This is a genomic window from Eubacterium sp. AF17-7 (assembly GCF_003461285.1).
Classification (GTDB): Bacteria; Bacillota; Clostridia; order Lachnospirales; family Lachnospiraceae; genus Eubacterium_U; species Eubacterium_U album.
On the sequence record NZ_QTWU01000019.1, the window covers coordinates 39,850 to 58,810 of the forward strand.

Here is an 18,961-nt window from a genome sequence, read left to right on the forward strand (position 1 = left end):
AGTTTTTTTGAATTTAAAATTGAATTATAATACTAATAAGGATCAAAAAAATTAGTAAAATTAGGAAGAGGTAGATGAAATGATGAATAGGTTACCTACGAGGGGAGTATCTTTAATTCTTTCAGCAGCTATGGTTTTTACATTGTGTCCGCAGACACAATTGTTTAGTGTTAATGCCACAGAAAGCGATGATACTCCTTACGTAATTTCAGAAGGGAGACCTGCGTATTCAAGTTCACAAAGTGGGGATGGAAGTGGACCGGAGAATGCAGTTGACGGTGACACAACAACAAGATGGCAGGCAGCACAGAATGATAAAGACGAATGGTTTTATGTAGATTTAGGAAAGAAGACAGACATTGATCATATTTATATTCAGTGGGAAGCTGCGTATGCTAAAAGGTATGAAATACAGTTATCAGATGATGAAGAAAACTGGACAACTGTATATGAAAAAGGTACTAAGCCGGGTGCATTTGTAAATATGGCAGTGTCATATGAAATTAAGTATGATGATAATAATAAGTGCTTTTATGCAGCAGCTAATTGGACTAGTGTGGATAATGCAGTATACAGAGTAACAGAGAATGATGAAATTGCCTCAGCTCCTGATAATTACAAATTCACAGGACATGGAGTTGCAGGAGGACAAATAAAACTTGATGAGGGAAAGCATACAATAAAGGTTACGGCATTATCTAAAGATGATGGAAAAGAACTTGGATCAGGAACATGCGAAATTGATGTGTCTATTGGAAATAAAGGAAACAATGGAGTAGAGGTTGATTCTTCAGCAAATCTTAAACAGACTATTAATAAAGAAGATATGAGTGCAACATCTGCAAGATATGTAAAGATGCTTTGTACAGAGAGAGCAACTAACTATGGAGTTTCAATGTTTGAATTTCAGGTATATGGAACAGATGGTGTTGTAAAAAGACCTGTAAATTACGGAGAAAACATCGCACTTAATAAAGAAACAAAATCATCAGGCCTAAAAGATGAATGGTGGATGTATGATAAAGAAGGAAATTTATTACAAAAGGAACTTGATAAAGTAGTTGGAAAGAATGCAGTAGATGGTGATATGAATACATCATTCTCATCTAAAAATGATATTAATCAGTGGTTGAGTGTAGATTTAGGTGACAGTTATGATATAGGTCGTATATCTGTTACATGGACGGGTGATGCAGGAAAAGTATATGATTATCAGGTATCAAATGACGATAAAAATTGGACAAGCATATATAGAAATGTTAAAGGAACACCTAATTCTACGGATAATAGACAGGTATATGCACAGAATGTAAGATATGTTCGTGTCTTAGCGTATAGTAAAGTTGAAAAGGGAAGTGGAATAGGGATTTCAGAATTAGGAGTATATAAATATAAAGAAGGTGATGAAAAACCTGCAATTAATTTACCTGAATTACCAAAGACAACGACAAAGACAGCAGGTAAAGCAACGTATATTTCTAATGATATGTATTTGGAACAGGCAAAAGTTCCGTATTATAAGACAGAGAATGTAAAGGCACCTATAGAAAGTAATGACTGGTGGCAGTCAATGCTTATAAAGAAGTTTGGCAATACAATTTGTACAATGCCTTTTAAAGTTAGATTTTCAACAAAAGGATTAAGTGTTCTTACAGCTACAGACGGATGGCTTCAGGATCATGCAGCTACAGCTGTAAATTTATCTGTTATTTCAGAAACAACACCTGACTTTTATATTTTGCCGGAAAATTTAGACACAGATACAGCTTGTGATAAAGTAGCCGGTTATAGTGATTTTTCAGTTACGGCACAGTTAGCAGATGATAATCACGTAGCTATGACAAGTACGTTTGTAAAAGGCTCACCATATATATATAACGAATTTGGTGATACTGAAGCATTTACAATATCATCGTCTTCTATAACATCTATATTTGATGGAAATGGAAAAGAAATACTTGCAAGTGGTTCTGTTACAACAGACCATATTGGACTTGAAATTACTGATGATGATAATAAAGATAAAACAAAAACATCAAAAAGTTATTATTGTTTATCGGTTCCAGAAGGAACAGTATTTAAAAAAGTAGGAAATAATATTAAAGTTGAATTTGCAAATAAAAATAGCTATATGTCAGTTGGAACAATGACATCAAAAGACCAGATCGAAAAGTTTTATAAACATGGTTATGCATTTGTAGATAAAACATCAGTTACATATAATTATGATGATGACAATGCAAAAATTACATCAGATTATAAAGTAACAACAAAAGTTAAAAGAACAGGTTTTAATGACACAACATTTATGTGTATGATGCCACATCAGTGGAAATATTCTTCAAAGAATGGAAGTGAATTTGCTACATATCCGTCAGTAAGAGGAGATATGAAGGCAATAGAAAGTAATGAATTTACTACAGTATCTGATTTCTCAGGCTTGATAGCTATATTTGCTAAGCCTAATGGAGAAAAAGATGCAGATGGAACAGCTACATTTGATACAGACGCGGTAGCGAGATATCTTAAGGATTTGGAAAATTCAACAAAGAATATTACACCTGCTGCAGATGCTTATTGGGAAGGTAAGAATTTACATCCTCTTGCAATGGGTGTAATAATGGCAGACCAGATTGGAAATATTGAATTAAAAGAAATTTTCTTACAAAGATTAAAAGCAAGATTAGTAGACTGGTTTACATACGATGGAAAAAATGACATAAGTTATTTTGTCTATAATGAAGCATGGGGAACTATTTATTATAAAGAAAGTGAATTTGGTGCTAATGCAGCTATCTGTGACCATCATTTCACATATGGATATTTTGTATTTAGCGCAACGGTATTGGCTACATACGATAAAGAATTCTACAATGATTATAAGGATATGATTGAGATTCTTATAAGAGATTATGCAAATCCGACGGCAGACAGTGAATATTGCAGATTCAGAGATTACGATTTGTATGAAGGACATTCATGGGCAGGTGGATATGCAGATAATGATTCAGGTAATAATCAGGAGTCAGCATCAGAATCATTATTCAGCTGGATTGGAATGTATCTATGGGGAGTTCTTACAGAACAGAATTCTTACAGAGATGCAGGTATATTTGGATTTACAAATGAAATGGAAACTGTAAAGCAGTACTGGTTTGACTATGATAGAAAAACAGATACTGATGGAAATGTTACTAATAGTAATTGGGTTTCAGATTATCCATATCAGGTAGTTGCTCAGGTTTATGGAGCAATTAACTTCTATGGAACTTTCTTTGGCGGACAGCCATTATATTGTTATGGTATTCATTGGTTACCAATTTCTGAATATTTAACATACTATGGAACAAACCATACAAGATGTGCACAAATATATCAGGGATTGTTAGATGACACTGATAAGGCAATTGAATATGCAGTAATAGATGCTAAAGCAGAAGGTAAATCTGAAGAAGAAATTGAAAAAATTAAAAATGATTATACAAGAGCTGATACAGGTTGGCAGCATATTACATGGCCATATCTGGCTCTTACAAATCCAACTTTAGCAATTGATAAATTCTTAAAGAATGATACTAAAGTACAGAAAACAGATACTGCATTAACATATTGGTATATTAATGCGCTTAAGGAAATTGGTGTAAGAAGTTCAGATTACAAGATTACAGGAATAGGAATAGCCGGAACAGTATATTATAAAGACAGTGAAAAGAAATACACTGCTGAAGTTTATAATCCTACAGGAGAAAGAAAAACAGCATCTGTAAGGGATAATAAAGGAAAAGAAGTAGGAACTGTTGAAGTGGGAGCTAATTCACTTATAAGTTTTGAAATTAAAGGTAAAGGATTTAGCTATAAGCAGATGTCAGCACCTACTATTAAAGCTACATCATTAGCATCTAAGGATGTTACTGAAAATATTTCAGGAACAAAAGAATTTGATGATACACAGTTAGTAGAGTTAGAGTGCGCAGATGAAGATGCAACTATTTACTATACAACAGATGGTAAGGCACCAACTAATGAGTCTACCAAGTATACAAAAGGTGATAAAATACTTGTATCAAGTGATACAACTTTAAAAGCTGTTACAGTAAAGGAAAATTGTATTAATTCATCGTATGCAGCAGCAACATTTAAAATCAAAGGAGAAGCAATTCAGGATGATACAAATGTTGCGTTGAACAAAACTGTTACAGCAAGCAGTGAAGATGGTGGTAATACAGCAGCAAATTCAGTTGATGGTAAAGAAGATACAAGATGGCAGGCAAAAGCAGATGATACAAATGAATGGATTCAGGTTGATTTAGGCAGAGTCAGAGTAGTTAACACTGTAAAGGCAAAATGGGAAGCAGCTTATGCAGCAACATATGAGGTTCAGACATCAGTTGATGGAAAAACATGGAACATAGTCGCTACTGAAAATGGTGGAACAGGTTATATAACAACTACATTTGCAGCAACAAATGCCAGATATGTAAAAATACAGACAACGTCAAGAGCAACAAATTATGGATGCTCAATTTATGAATTTGAAGTTTATGGTGCACGTCAGACTAATAAACCTACATTATCAATTGAGAGTGGAACATATGATGATGCACAGCAGGTTACCATGAAAACAGATGTAAAGGGTGCAGAAATCAAGTATACATTAGATGGAAGTGAGCCAACAGAAGATTCTGAGACATATATTGAACCTATTACAATAAGTGAATCTTCTTACGTTAAAGCTGTAACTTACAGAAAAGGAATGACTTTATCTGATGCAGCAGAAGCAGAAGTAATTATAAAGGGAACTTTAGGAATTAATAAGAAAGAAGCGTCAATTCCAAGAGATGGACAATTACAGTTGAATGGATTAAGCGATGAAAAGATAACATGGGAATCATCTGATAGTAAAATTGCAACTGTAGATAAAGATGGACTTGTAAAAGGTGTTTCTGTAGGCAGTGCAGAAATAATTGCATCAATTCCAAATGGAAAGACAAAAACATGTAAGGTTACTGTAGTTGAACCAATTCCAATCACAAAGATAACTTTATCTGAAACAGAAGTGACACTTAAGAAAAAAGAGCAGGTTTCATTAGAAGCAGAGATAGAACCTGATAATACTACTGACAGTAAAATTATTACATGGTCCTCACAAGATGAAGGCATTGCTTCAGTAGATAATAAAGGAAAAGTAACTGCAAATTCAGTAGGAACTACAAAAATAACAGCCAAAGCAGGAAAAGTATTTGCAGAATGTACAATAACTGTAAGAGAGGTTACAACAGAAGAAATGCTTGTAGATGAAAACTTTAACCTCGCTTTACATAAGAATGTTGAAGTATCTTCTCTATATACTAAAGAGGGAAGTCAGACAACAGATATCCTTACAAATGGAGTCCTTACAGATAATATATCATATGAAACAGACTGGGATAAAACAAGAACATATGAATACGTTCTTGTTGATTTAGGAAAGAATTATACAATAGAAGCATTAAATAAGGTCGCAATTAAATTTAGTGCTGAAAATACTGCAGCTGAGAATATGTCAGTTCAGTTCTCAAATAATGGCGTTGATTATGTAACAGCATATGAAAATACTGCTCTTAAGTATAGTGATTCAAAAGAAGGATTATTTACATTTGACACAAATGTAAATACAAGTGAAATGTCTAGTGTAAGATATGTTAAGTTCTATATGAAGGGACATAAAGACTGGGGATTCCAGATGAAAGAAGTTGCGGTCTTTAGTACAGAACAGAATGCTAAAGAAGTTGAATTTGGTACATGTACTCCTCCGGCAGATTTCGCAGTAACAACACAAGATTTTTCTCAGATTACATATACTATTACACCGGCAGAAGGACAGGAAGATTATACATACGCAATTTGGATTGATGGAGTACGTATGGGAGAACCTGTAAAAGCAGGAACGTATACATTAGATGGAATAACAGATGGAGAACATGTAGTTGAAGTGCACTCATATTGTAAATTTAAGGATAATGACTACATTGCTTCAAAAGAAGGAATTTCAAGAACAATATCAATTGATGATGGAACTTTGTATAAACGTTTAAATACAAAAAGAAATATTGCAAAAGGTTGTAGTATTTCATTAGATTCAGTTTATTCAGGAGAGGGAAGTCAGGATACAAGTGTCTTAACAGATGGAGAAATATCACAGGCATTGGATAAGGTAGTTGAATCGGTATGGGGCGAAAAAACAGCTGTTATAAATCTTGATTTAGGAAAAGATTACAAAAAAGACCAGATAGACGGAGTACTTTTAGCATTCAAAAATGGAGATACTTATGGTAAAAAATACACTGTAGAATTTTCAGAAGATGGCAAAAACTTTGAACAGGTGGCAACTATTGAAAATAGTGAATTTAAAAATTATTTTGAAAATAAGTTGGATATGTCATTATATAGTCATAGTAAGGTAAGATATGTTAGATTTAATTTACTTGAAGGAGCTACAGGTTGGGGATATCAGATATCTGAAGTAGCTGTATTTGATAAAGGATTCTACAAAGTAACAATTGATGGAAATGTTAAAAAAGTAAAGAATGGAGAAACAATTACCTTACCTGATGTAAATTCTGAGGGTACAAATAAACTTGGATATTATGATGTTGAAAATGATGAGACAGCAGCACCCGGAGCTACATATCTTGTAACAAAAGATGCTAAATTTGAAACAATTAATATGACAGTTAATTTGTTAAATGGAGCAAGCATGAGATTTTCGGAACCGTCAGGTTTAAGATTCCAGGCAAAAGTTACAACAGATAATGATGGACTTCTTGAACAGAACGCAGATGGTATAGGAAAACTTGTTACAACAGGAACTCTTATAAGTACAAGAGACTTGTATAATGATAACGGTGAGAAAATTGAACTAGATAGTAAATATACTAAGATTAACATTGTAAATACAGGCTGGTATGATGCTAATAAGAATAAGGATTATACTGATGATGTCGGAAATTACTGTGGTTCAATTGTAAAGATTGCTAAATCAAATTATAAGAGAGAATTTATTGCAAAAGCTTATGCTACTATAAATTATACTTATTATAATTCAGATAATGGTAACAGTAGCATAACAGTATATTCAACTACAACTGATAAGAATGGAAATGAGATTGATGTAGTTGGAAGAACAATAAATTATGTTGCAACAGCTATAAAGAATTCAATAACATATTATAATTCATTACCTGAAAATGCCAGAAAATACGTTGATATGTATTTAGATGTTTCAGAAGAAAATACAAGCGAAGAATAATGTTTAAAAACTGGTTATAAATTTGGGCTACCCACATATTTGACAAACAACCAAAAAACTCTCCTACAAAATGAACTCATAATGTAGGAGAGTTTTGAATTTATTGCTTTTTCATTCTACATATCGATGATATTATCATCCGGAATTACTAAAGCACATATAATATAAATTATTATACCTGAGCCATAGAAGAGTGAGAGAATAGCCCATATAAGACGTACAACTGTAACGTCAATATTAAGATATTCAGCAAGTCCTCCACATACTCCGGCAAGCTTTTTATTTTTTGATGATTTGTATAATTTACGCTTCATAACTACCTCCGTATAAAGCAATTTTAAAGTAAATAATTAGTAAACCATAGCTTCTTCTTCACCTGTAACAACTCTTAATGCACCCTGAGCAAGAGCAAGTAATTCATCTTCACCAGGATAAATTGTAACAGGAGCAATCCATTCAACAGCAGCCTTCATATCTTCCTGAGTTTTAGCATTGTAAGCAATACCACCTGTTAAGATAATCTGATCAACTTTTCCACCGAGAACTACAGACATAGCACCGATTTCTTTGCATAACTGATAATGGAATGCATCAACTACAGCCTTAGCTGTTTCGTTACCTTCTGCAATCATTTTCATTAAATCTCTCATGTCATTTGAACCGACATAAGCGTTGAAACCACCGTTACCATTAATCATTTTCCCAACTTCTGCCTGAGTGTATTTTCCACTAAAGCAAGCCTTCATCAATGAACCTGAAGGAAGTCCGCCTGAACGTTCAGGTGAGAATGGGCCGTCACCATCTAATGCATTTGCAACATCAACAACTTTACCATTCTTATGAGCACCAACTGATACTCCGCCACCCATATGAACAACGATTAAATTTAAATCTTCGTATTTCTTACCAACTTCTTTTGCATATCTCTTAGCAACAGCTTTCTGGTTTAATGCATGGAAGATTGAAATTCTAGGGAATAATGGATGTCCTGATAATCTTGCAACATCAGCTAATTCATCAACTACAACAGGATCAACGATATATGATGGAACGTTAATCTGTGCTGCAATTTCATGAGCAAGAATACCACCAAGGTTTGATGCATGCTGTCCCTGCTTACCAATCTTTAAATCTTCAAGTAATTCAGGAGTAGTAGCATATGTACCACCTGGAATTGGCTTTAATAAACCACCACGACCTACAACAACATCAATAGTTGAAAGGTCAACATTCTTTTCTTCTAAGACTTTTAAAATAACTTCTTTACGGAAGTCCTTCTGATCATAAATTGTTGCGTACTGCGCAATTTCTTCAGTTGAATGTCTTAAAGTTTCTTCCATAAGCTGTGTTTCATCTTCGTAAACACCAATTTTAGTAGAAGTAGAACCCGGGTTGATAATCAATATTTTGTATGACATTTTAATACCTCCAAATTATTACATTGCTTCAGCAACTACAGCTGCTAATGCGATTGAATTTACTTTAACTTCAAATTCATCAGAACGTGATGTTAAAATAACAGGGGCCTTTGTACCTGTTAATATGTTACCGTTTTTAACATCTGCTGTATGAACTAAACATTTATATGTGATGTTACCTGCCTGAATATCAGGGAATAATAATACATCAGCATCACCAACAATTTTTCTGTTAGTTGTTCCTTTGTGGAATGCAGCTTCAGGTTCGATGGCAAGATCAAGTGAAAGTGGTCCGTCAACGATACATCCTGTGATTTCTCCATTTTCATTCATCTTAGTAAGTGCTTCAGCATCTACTGTACATGGCATTTTAGGATTTACAACTTCAACAGCTGCAAGAGGAGCTACCTTAGGACATTCAATTCCACATGCATGAGCAATTTCAACTGTGTTCTTAATAATCTGAGCCTTTGTATCAAGGTCAGGATAAGGAACGAATGCAACATCTGATAAGAATAATAAATGATCAATACCCTTAACATCAAATACGCAAACATGTGATAATGTTTTGTCAGTTCTAAGACCAACTTCTTTATCTAATACACTCTTAAGGAATGATTTTGTATCTATAAGACCTTTCATGTACATATCAGCTTTTCCGTCATGGACTAATTTTACAGCTGTTCTTGCTGCTTCGATTGGATCAACAACATTGATGATTTCAAATTCATCTGCATTCATCTTTAAAACACTGGCAATTGTACGAATCTTTGCTTCATCACCAACTAAAATAGCTTCAGCAATATTTCTGTCTTTTGCTGCCTTAACTGCTTCTAAAACTGCATCATCCTGTGCACAGGCAACAGCAACCTTTTTCATAGGGCATTCTGCAACCTTTGCAAGTAAATCGTCAAAACTTTTTGTCATTTTGTTTACCTCTTCAATATTTATAAATTTTTTTTGGATTTATATCCTGTGCTTAACCACTTTAAATAGTAGCACGGTATATTTGACAGGTCAAGAAATAGAAAGAAAAATAAAGAAAACTTCCTTATAGATATGTAAAATTAAAATTAAAAATAAAAAAATACCTTAATAAAATAGAAGTACTTGTTTATATTTTTTGTTTTGTTATAAATATAGATTAGAAGGCGAAAATAGGTTATTAGAAAATCTATTTTTAATGAAAATAATAAAATGTGGGGAGTACTAAAAAGAGGACAGGAGAGTGTTATGAGAAAAAAATTAAGTAAGGTAATGGCATTAATATGCGCTGCTACAATTACAGTAACAAGTATGCCTTATTTGTCTGATTCGACTAAAGGTGCAACTATGGACTTTAGTGCTGAAAACAGTTCAGTAATGGTAGACAAAGGCGGATATAAGAAAGAAGTCTATGGTGTTGGTACAGACGACTGGGGAGTAACATGGACAGATAGAAAAAACAATTTACCTACAAGAACAACATATTTAACAGATAATTACAAAGAAACAGTTGGAACAGTACCTACAAATGATTGGGCGAGCTCAGTTGTATTTGACAAATATTCAGAATCATTGTACGCACATCCACTTGCATACCGCGCAGCAAGTAATGGAATGCAGATGGCATCACCGGCGGTTACTAGTGGTACATCATATGTAGATGGAGAGCCTACAGTAGAAAGTCTTTTAGAAGATAATACGGTAGAACTTGTTGTTGGTGGCAATAACTTTAGTGCAAAGGATGCAAAAGTTGATAAAACTACAGATTGGACATACGATATATTGATGGAGAACAATGCTTCAACATCAAGCATAATGGCGACAATCGGAAAAGGAACACCATATGCTTATTACAATTTTAAAAATGTAGAACCTACCATTTCACTTGGAGCAGGTGGAACAGATCTTGCGATATATAAAAATTCAACATCTTCAAATATTTTAGGGGTAAGTCTTAAGAACAAGAAAGACGGAAAGACACATTACTACTTAATCAGTGCACCAAGTGGTACAACATGGGTTAATGCGGGTGGAAAACTCACTGCAAAAATGCCGGCAGGAAAAAACTACATGTCAGTTGCAATATTACCTGACGGAAGTGACAATGCATTTGAATTATACAAAAAATATGCATTTAACTTTATTACAGATACAAAGGTTGAGTGGAAATATCTTAGTAATTCTTCAAAGGTAGTTACAAAATATAACGTGGTTACAAAGAACATGGAAACAGGAGCAAACGGTGGAGACACAATTATTGCTTTATATCCTCATCAGTGGAGATATGCAAACAGTAAATTTACAGGATATACATACGACACAATAAGAGGGACAATGAAAACAGTTGTTGGAACAAGCTATTCTACAACAATGCAGTATAATGGAATTTTATCATCACTTCCTGTAACAAAAGATGAAGATACAGTAGGAAAAATAAAGGATCAGTTAGGGTATTTATACTCTTATAGAAAATCAAAAGATGATCCAAAGTGGATTTGTTTCTTAGAAGGTCAGTATGGCGGATATGATACATACTGGGTAGGAAAAAATCTTAACACATTATCAGATGCAATATGGCTTGCAGACCAGTTTAAAGATAACGACATGAAGACTATGACAAATGACATGGTTGAAGGTGTTGAAAATTATCTGGAATTTTGGCTTGACCCACATCGGGCATATATAGACGGTCAGCATGTAGATGATTATTTTTATTATGATAAAGAGTATGGAACACTTATTGGCTATCCTACATCATATGATTCAGATAAGCAGGTAAATGACCATCATTTCCATTACGGATACTGGATAAAGGCAGCTGCGGCAGTTGCAATGAAAGACCCACAGTGGGCAAAAGAGTGGGGCGGAATGGTTTATGAAATGATAGGCGATATAGCAAATGCAAATAGAGATGGTAGCAGCTATAACAAAAACAGCGAGACAAGATATCCGTTTTTAAGAAATTTTGATATATACGAAGGTCATTCATGGGCATCAGGAGTTGCAAACTATGAATTTGATGAAAATGGTCAAATGGTGGACAAAAAAGGTGGACTTTCAGGTGGTAACAACCAGGAATCATCATCAGAGTCAGTAAATGCATGGTCTTCACTTATTCTTTGGGGAGAAGCTGTTGGCGATGAAAGAATCAGAGACCTTGGAATCTACATGTACACAACAGAAATAGCAGCAATTGAAGACTATTACTATGATGTACATAATGAGATTTTTACTAAAGAATATAAAGATAGTAATAATTATAATATCCAGACAGTAACAAGATTGTTTGGCGGAAGATATGATCATACAGCATGGTGGACAGAAAATCCAATAGAAGTTACTACAATTACAATGCTTCCAATATCAGGGGCAACACTTTATATGGGAAAATACAAAGACAAGGTAAAGAATGTAGTTGACAGCATAGGAGAAAACAGTAAGCAGTGGAGTAATTTTGTGAACAATAAGGAACAGATTTGTACAAATTACGGAAAAAAAGATATGCTTACTGATCCTAAGACAAATCAGGACGTGGTTGCTGAATACTATGCATACTATGACCCGGATGCAGCACTTGCAAAAGTTGATTTAAGTGATAGCGGAAAAGTTGAAAATGGTGAATCAAGAGCACATACATTAGCTTACATTACAAGTTTGAAAGAATATGGAAACCAGAATTTTGATATAACAGGAAGTACTCCATTTTCAGTTGTATTAGAGAAAAATGGAGTTAAGACTTACGTTGTAGAAAATCACACAGATAAGACACAAAGAACATATTTCTCAGATAAGACATATGTTGATGTACCGGCAAATTCAGTTTATGCAGGTGGAAAGAGCGGGGATGGAGAAAATCCAAATAAAGATGATTCACAGGAAATAACAAAGCCTGAAGCAACTACAGCAAAACAGAGTGAAACTACAACAAAAGAAGAGACAACAACTAAAAAACAGGAAGAGACAGTAAGTAAAGAACAAACAACAACTGACAAGTTGAATGAATCTACAACAGAGCAGATACAAGTTACAACAAAAGACGAAATTAAAGAAAATCAGTCAACAAAAGATAATAAGCATTCAGATGTGACAACAACTGCGAATAAAGAAGGTTTTAGTACAGGTGGAGTAGGTAATGGTGAAAAATATCAGGCACCTGGTAAAGTTAAAAAACTTAAAGTAAAGAAGAAAAGCCTTAAGAAGATTCGCCTAAGTTGGAAAAAAGTAAGTGGTGCAAACGGATATCAGGTTTCTGTAAAAGTTAGAAAGAAAGGCAAATTTAAAGTTGTAAAGACAATAAGAAAAAATAAATATATTAGACGCAAATATAGAAATAAAATTATTTATGTTAAGGTAAGAGCGTACAAAATAGTTGCCGGAAATAAAATTTATGGAAAATATTCTGCTGTTAAAAAGTATAAAAACAAATAATTAAGTAAAGCCATTATTAAGGATGATTAGCACAAAATGTTCTTGGTAATGGCTTTTTATTTGAAAAAATAAAGTATAAAACTTATAAAAAACTCAACAAAATGCGACGAAACTATTGACTTTCACTCACTAAACTGATAAAGTGAAAGCTGCTAAAAACGTTTCAAAACGTAAGATAAATTAAATATGGGAGGTTTTACAATGAAAAGCAGGTTACTAAAGGGGATTTCCTGTCTGCTTGCTTGTGTGATGTTGTTGGAGGCTACATTACTGTACTTTACAAAAGATGTTTATTCCAACGAAAATGTAATTGCACTAAAGAAAGAGGCAGTGAAATGGATTGAAGACAGTCAGAATGAGGATGGCTCATGGGGGAAGAGCTTAGGTATATATAATACAGCAGAAGTATTAAAATATACAGGAAAACAAAATCTTTCAGGGGATGTCAGAGAGAAAGCCGTAAAATATCTTGATACGGCGTATGAAAATAACAATGACGATCTATATAGAAAAAATTCCATTAATGAAATAACAACAGAAGATAAAATAAAAGAAATAATTAAAATGCAAAACAATGACGGAAGTTTCAGTGTAAGCGATGAATACAAAGGTGACACATTTGATACACTTCTTGCACTTGAAGCAATGCTAAGCAGCGAATTGATGAATAAAAAGTCAATGGAAAAGGCTGTTTTATTTGTTTTGTCAAACCAGAAAGAAGATGGTAGTTTTTCATACAACGGCAAAAAAGATGGTGGAGTATACATAACTGCATATGCAGCTTTTATATTAAAAAAATACATCAGCGAAAATGGTGGAAAAGAAAGTGAAAAGCTTGCCCTTAACAGAGCAAATGAGTATCTTATTTCAAAGGAAAGTGAAATAATCGGAAATGATGAAGAATCATTAATGAATTTATTAATGATTACAATTGCGCTGACAGAGATTGATGCAAATAGAACATTACAGAGGATTGAAAAAGCAGGAAAAGAAATAAAACAGGATGGAAGTCTCAATCAAGATGAATGTTTAACAGCAATGTTTGTTTACGCAATAGATGAATATCTTACATTTGTCAGGGATGAATCAGTTATATCGGGTCCCCAAATAACAGGTATAGTAATAAATTCAGATGAAAACATAACCGCATACACAGATATAAAAGTTGTTCCGGAAATAATTGGGATAAATGATGAAAAACATGAAGTGTCTGTGTGTATGGGAAACGAAAGCACAGCTTATGTAAAAGGAACAGAAACTGACGACGGATATGTAATTAATACGAAAAACATGGAACCGGGTGAATATTACATTGTTACAATGGTTACAGATAAAGAAAGCGGACAGGTTGTGGCAATAAAAAGAAAACAGGTAGAAATCAGTGAAGGAATTAAAATATTTAAGTCAGTTCTTAATTATTCACCAAAGGCTGTTTCCGTAAATACGAAAAAAGAAATTAAGTTTAAGTTAAAGGCAGAAATGGGAACAAATACAGATACGGACATTGATATAAACATAAATGTTGAAAATCAGAATGGAGAAAATGTTTATAAAGACAATCATAGTATTGAGGCAGGCACAAATACAAAATACATTGAATGCAATGATTTTTCATTCATGTCACAGGCAGACACGGATGATTTATATACAGTAACAGTAAGGTATAAGAATAAAAATACGGTTATTAAAACCGACAGAGCGCTGATAAAAGTTTTTGATGAAGAAAATGAAAATAGAATTGACATAAAATACGAGGCTGACAAAGATGAAATAAATGATGACGACACACATGTAAACGTGAAGTTTAACATGCAGGGAATTGGTCTTTCGGAAACAATAAAAAGAAGACCGATGGACATTGTCATAATACTGGATAATTCCGGAAGCATGAGAACAGAGGATTGGAATATATCAGAAGAGGGCGCAAAAATCATAGTAAACTACATGCAGCCGGAAGACAGGGCATTGATAAGATATGTTAACCGGGGAAATGCGGAAACGGGATTTTCAAATGATAAAGAGTATCTGAATGAAGTGCTGAGCAGAGGCGTATGGCTATGGGGAGGAACACCTATATACAGTTCAATAAACAACTCAATAAATGATTTAAAAAATTCCGAATACAGAGATAAGGTAATATATCTGTTTTCAGATGGAGAAAGATGGGGAGATTCTCCTGAAATAAATGTTAAAGAACTTAAGGACTTGAACATAACCATATATTCAGTGTTTCTTGAAGCAAATGCATCGGAAGAAAGCAGGGTGGAGGCAAAAAAGACAATGCAGTACATTGCCGACATATCAGACGGTGTGGCATTATCTGCACCGACAAATGATGAAATAACTGAATGCGTGGCAAAACTTGCAAACGACATATTCATGGTTGCGGGTAAAAACATAGAACTTAAGATGAAATTAAATAAAGACATAAATCCTGATGACATTGAATTCAGTAATGCCCCTGATGAAATAATAAAAAATGATGATGGCACAAATACACTATTATTTAAGCAGGGCTACTTAAGCGTGGGTCAGGATAACAACATAGAGATGAAAGTACCCGTAACAGGAATTGCGGATGACGAAATAATTAATCTCATGGATGAGATAACACTTTCATATACAAATGAAAATGATGAAAAAGTTGAACTTAAACTTGATCCCTTAACCGTAAAACGAAGAATAACAACTGAAATCGTTGAAACGGAACCTGAGACAAAACAGAGTACAGAAGAAGCAGTAGATAAAAAGGGAATATATGCCAAAAATGTTATCCCAAAGGAAAGTGACGAGCAGGGAAAAGCCATTAAGGGAAATGTAAGTGTGGACAACACGGATATGGAAACAGGAGATACTGCAAAAATTTCTTATGTAATCGAAAATAAAGGACAGGAAAAGGAAAACGGCATTTTAAAAATAAGTGCAATAAACATAAAGAACAAAAATGTAACTGAATTGGAAAATAAGGAAACGAAAATCGGACAGGGAGAGAAAATTACTGAAACCATAGATACAGACACTTCATTACTTGGAGAAGGAAATTTCTTAATCATATATCAGTTTGTGACAGATGATGAAGTAATTCTGATGGATGAGGCAGGATTTAAACTTACAGACCATGCTTATAATTTTAAAATTCAGTGTAGCGACGGTGGAAGTGTTGTTTCAAAGTTTATGGAAACTTATAAGGAAGGACAAACCATAAGCCTTAAGGCAAAAGCAGACGATGGATATATATTTGCAGGATGGGAGTGTGACTATGGAGCATTCTCCGACAGGTATGATAAATCTACAATGTTTACAATGCCGGGTAATGATGTAACGGTAAAAGCAGTATTTGCGAAAAAGAAAAATATGGAAAATCACGACAACAGTATTAGTGAATCCGTAACAAAAGATAATAGCGGTGAAAAACCGGGCAATGAAATTACAACACAAAAAGTCGTGAAAAAAGATGGAAATTCAAATGTTAAAGGCAGGTCGGAAAAGTCAGAAAAGAATTCTGCCATAACAAAGGAAGAGCATGAGAAGAATGCCAATATAAGTGGTAAACATAAAAAAGAGTATGGTAAGAATGACAGCATTAAGAAAAATAGTGATGGCATAAAAACATACAACGTGGATGAAAATAATCAAAACAACAAAGAAATAAAATCAGGCTCACCCGTAAAAACCGGTGATTTTGAAACAAGAAAAACAATTGCAGCATTGATGATTATTCAGTTCATTTCAATTATAGTCATTATATTTATGGCAGGAAAAAAGGAAAAAGAAGAACAATAGGGGTTAAAAAATGTATAAAGAGAAAAAAATTAACAGGGTTTTAAGTTTTATTCTGATAGTGGCAATGGTGACAGTGTCAATGTATGTGCCGGGAATAAAGCAGAATACCACTAAAAGTTCAGACATAAATGAAGCGTATCAGTTAAGTGAAGCAGAAGTTAAAACACAATCTGCAAAAAATGCTGAGAAGTTAAAAACATATATGTCTGAAAGTGTAAATAAAGTAAAATCAAAAAAAGAAACCGCAGAAAGTCTTAAAAATATTCTTGAATATGTGTCGGAACTTAAAAAATCTGTTACAGATGAAATGAACAAGGCACAAAAATATGCTAAAGAAGAAAATCTTAAAACAGTATTAAAGAGAGTAGAAGAAAGCAGAAAAGAAGTTAGCAAAGACTTTGCAGATACAGAAAATGACATAAACAGAGTGATAAAACTTTGTGACAAAAAAGATGTAAGCAACAAAGAACTAGATAATGAATACGCTAATCTTACAGATGAAGTCAGAAAGATAACGGAAAATGAAGACATAGAAACAAAAGTGCCCGATAAACCACATCAGACCTCTAAAAGTTATGATGTAAGTGAGAGTGTAGGAAAACAGACACCGGATAGCAGTTTGTACACGACATCTTTGTTAAAGAAAATAGAAAACGGAGAGTGTGATGGAGAGAGCACACAGGATGAAGCATTAATTTTAAGTGATGAGGCTAAAAAGATAGCCGATACGCTAAATACTCCGTATGAAATATATAAATATGTAAAAGATACAGTAGATTTTAAGCCTTATTACGGTTTAAGATATGGTGCTACAGGTACATTTACATGTAAGGTGGGAAATGATTATGATACGGCATCGCTTCTAATAGCAATGTTGAAATACAGAGGATTTGAAGCGAGATATGTAGTAGGAACAGTACAGATTGAAATAAAAGAGGCAATTAATCTTACGGGTGCAGACAATGAACAGGGCGCAGTTGATATTTTATCTATGCTTGGGATTCCGACAACGGTAGTAAAGACTGATGGAAAGATAACAGCCGTAAGAATTGAACATGTATGGGTAGAAGCGTACATACCATATGACAGTTACAGGGGAAGTGGAAAAGTAGCCGGCGCAAAAGAATGGATTCCAATGGATGCCTCATATAAAAAATACGAAAAGCAGGAAAAGTTAAACTATGACAGTGATTTTAATGAGGAAATAAAAAAACTTAGTGAAGAATTAAAAAATGAAAACGCGACAGGGTTTAGTGAAAATCTTGAAAGCATTCAGGATAGGATAACTGAATACGCAAATGAAGAAAGTATTGAAACTGACACAATTCTTAGCAAAAGAAAAATAAAGGAAGACACTCTTAGCTTACTTCCGTCCGTACTTCCATATGAAGTAATAAAGGAAAATGCCGTATTTGACAGGGCACCTGAAAAGGCGAAGGCAAAGATAACATTTAAACTTACAACACCGTTTTACGGTACATACGCAATTGGAGATTCGGATAAAGAAGTAACATTTGAAGCAGCATCATTATATGGAAAAAATGTCTGGATTGAATATGTCCCTGAAACAGATGAAGATGAGAAGATAATAGAAAAATATGGCGATATATATAGCACACCTGCATATCTCATTAAGGTTATTCCATGCATAATGGTAGACGGAGAATGTGTTGCAAAGGGGAATGCAGTACGTCCCGGAACATATACAATATTTGGGATGGATATATATGAAGCAGGATGTGAAATAGTATCAGTTGACAATCCTCTTGTTGCGGGTGGAAGCTATGCGGTTTCATTTGATTATGGAAAAATAAGCGAAGCTGATTTAAGCGATGCAAAGACCGAACTGCTCAGTTTAAAGGAAAAACTTGAATCAGGAAAAGAAAGCAATGACAGGGCAATGGGGGAAACACTTTCAGGAATAGGCACAACATACTTTGCACAGCTTGATATGGCAGACAGTATGCTTGAGGGAATATTAAATGTTACAACATGGAGACAGATAAGTGAGGGAATTTTTGGATACAAACCAAAGGTCACAAGCATATTTGGTGCACCA

Annotated in this window: 7 protein-coding genes; 4 read left to right on the plus strand and 3 right to left on the minus strand. The window is 34.0% G+C overall.

The annotated features are described in order from the left end of the window. Positions 1-79: 79 nt before the first annotated feature. Positions 80-7,288 (plus strand): discoidin domain-containing protein, encoded by a 7,209-nt coding sequence (locus DWW96_RS12745; protein ID WP_117910678.1) that lies wholly within the window; start codon positions 80-82, stop codon positions 7,286-7,288. A gap of 116 nt (positions 7,289-7,404) precedes the next feature. On the opposite strand, the gene DWW96_RS12750 is transcribed toward DWW96_RS12745, so the two are convergent. The 3 genes from DWW96_RS12750 to ptb are packed head-to-tail and all read right to left on the minus strand — an operon-like array spanning position 7,405 to position 9,633. Beyond that, positions 7,405-7,602: a PspC domain-containing protein gene (locus tag DWW96_RS12750; RefSeq protein ID WP_022088165.1), complete on the minus strand. Its 198-nt coding sequence runs from the start codon at positions 7,600-7,602 to the stop codon at positions 7,405-7,407. Positions 7,603-7,638: 36 nt separating this feature from the next. Next, positions 7,639-8,706, minus strand: a complete 1,068-nt coding sequence (buk, locus tag DWW96_RS12755; protein ID WP_022088164.1) for a butyrate kinase — start codon at positions 8,704-8,706, stop codon at positions 7,639-7,641. 18 nt (positions 8,707-8,724) lie between these two features. Beyond that, on the minus strand, positions 8,725-9,633 hold the full coding sequence (ptb, locus tag DWW96_RS12760) for a phosphate butyryltransferase (protein WP_022088163.1): 909 nt from the start codon (positions 9,631-9,633) through the stop codon (positions 8,725-8,727). Between the two features lie 306 nt (positions 9,634-9,939). On the opposite strand from ptb, the gene DWW96_RS12765 reads away from it, so the two are divergent. The 3 genes from DWW96_RS12765 to DWW96_RS12775 all read left to right on the plus strand — a co-directional run. Next, on the plus strand, positions 9,940-13,119 hold the full coding sequence (locus DWW96_RS12765; RefSeq protein WP_158562716.1) for a glycosyl hydrolase: 3,180 nt from the start codon (positions 9,940-9,942) through the stop codon (positions 13,117-13,119). Positions 13,120-13,320: 201 nt separating this feature from the next. Next, complete coding sequence (locus DWW96_RS12770) at positions 13,321-16,902, plus strand: VWA domain-containing protein (RefSeq protein ID WP_158562717.1); 3,582 nt, start codon at positions 13,321-13,323, stop codon at positions 16,900-16,902. Positions 16,903-16,912: 10 nt separating this feature from the next. Next, positions 16,913-18,961, plus strand: a 2,049-nt coding sequence (locus DWW96_RS12775; protein WP_278286590.1) for a transglutaminase domain-containing protein, incomplete at its 3' end; no start/stop codon positions are given.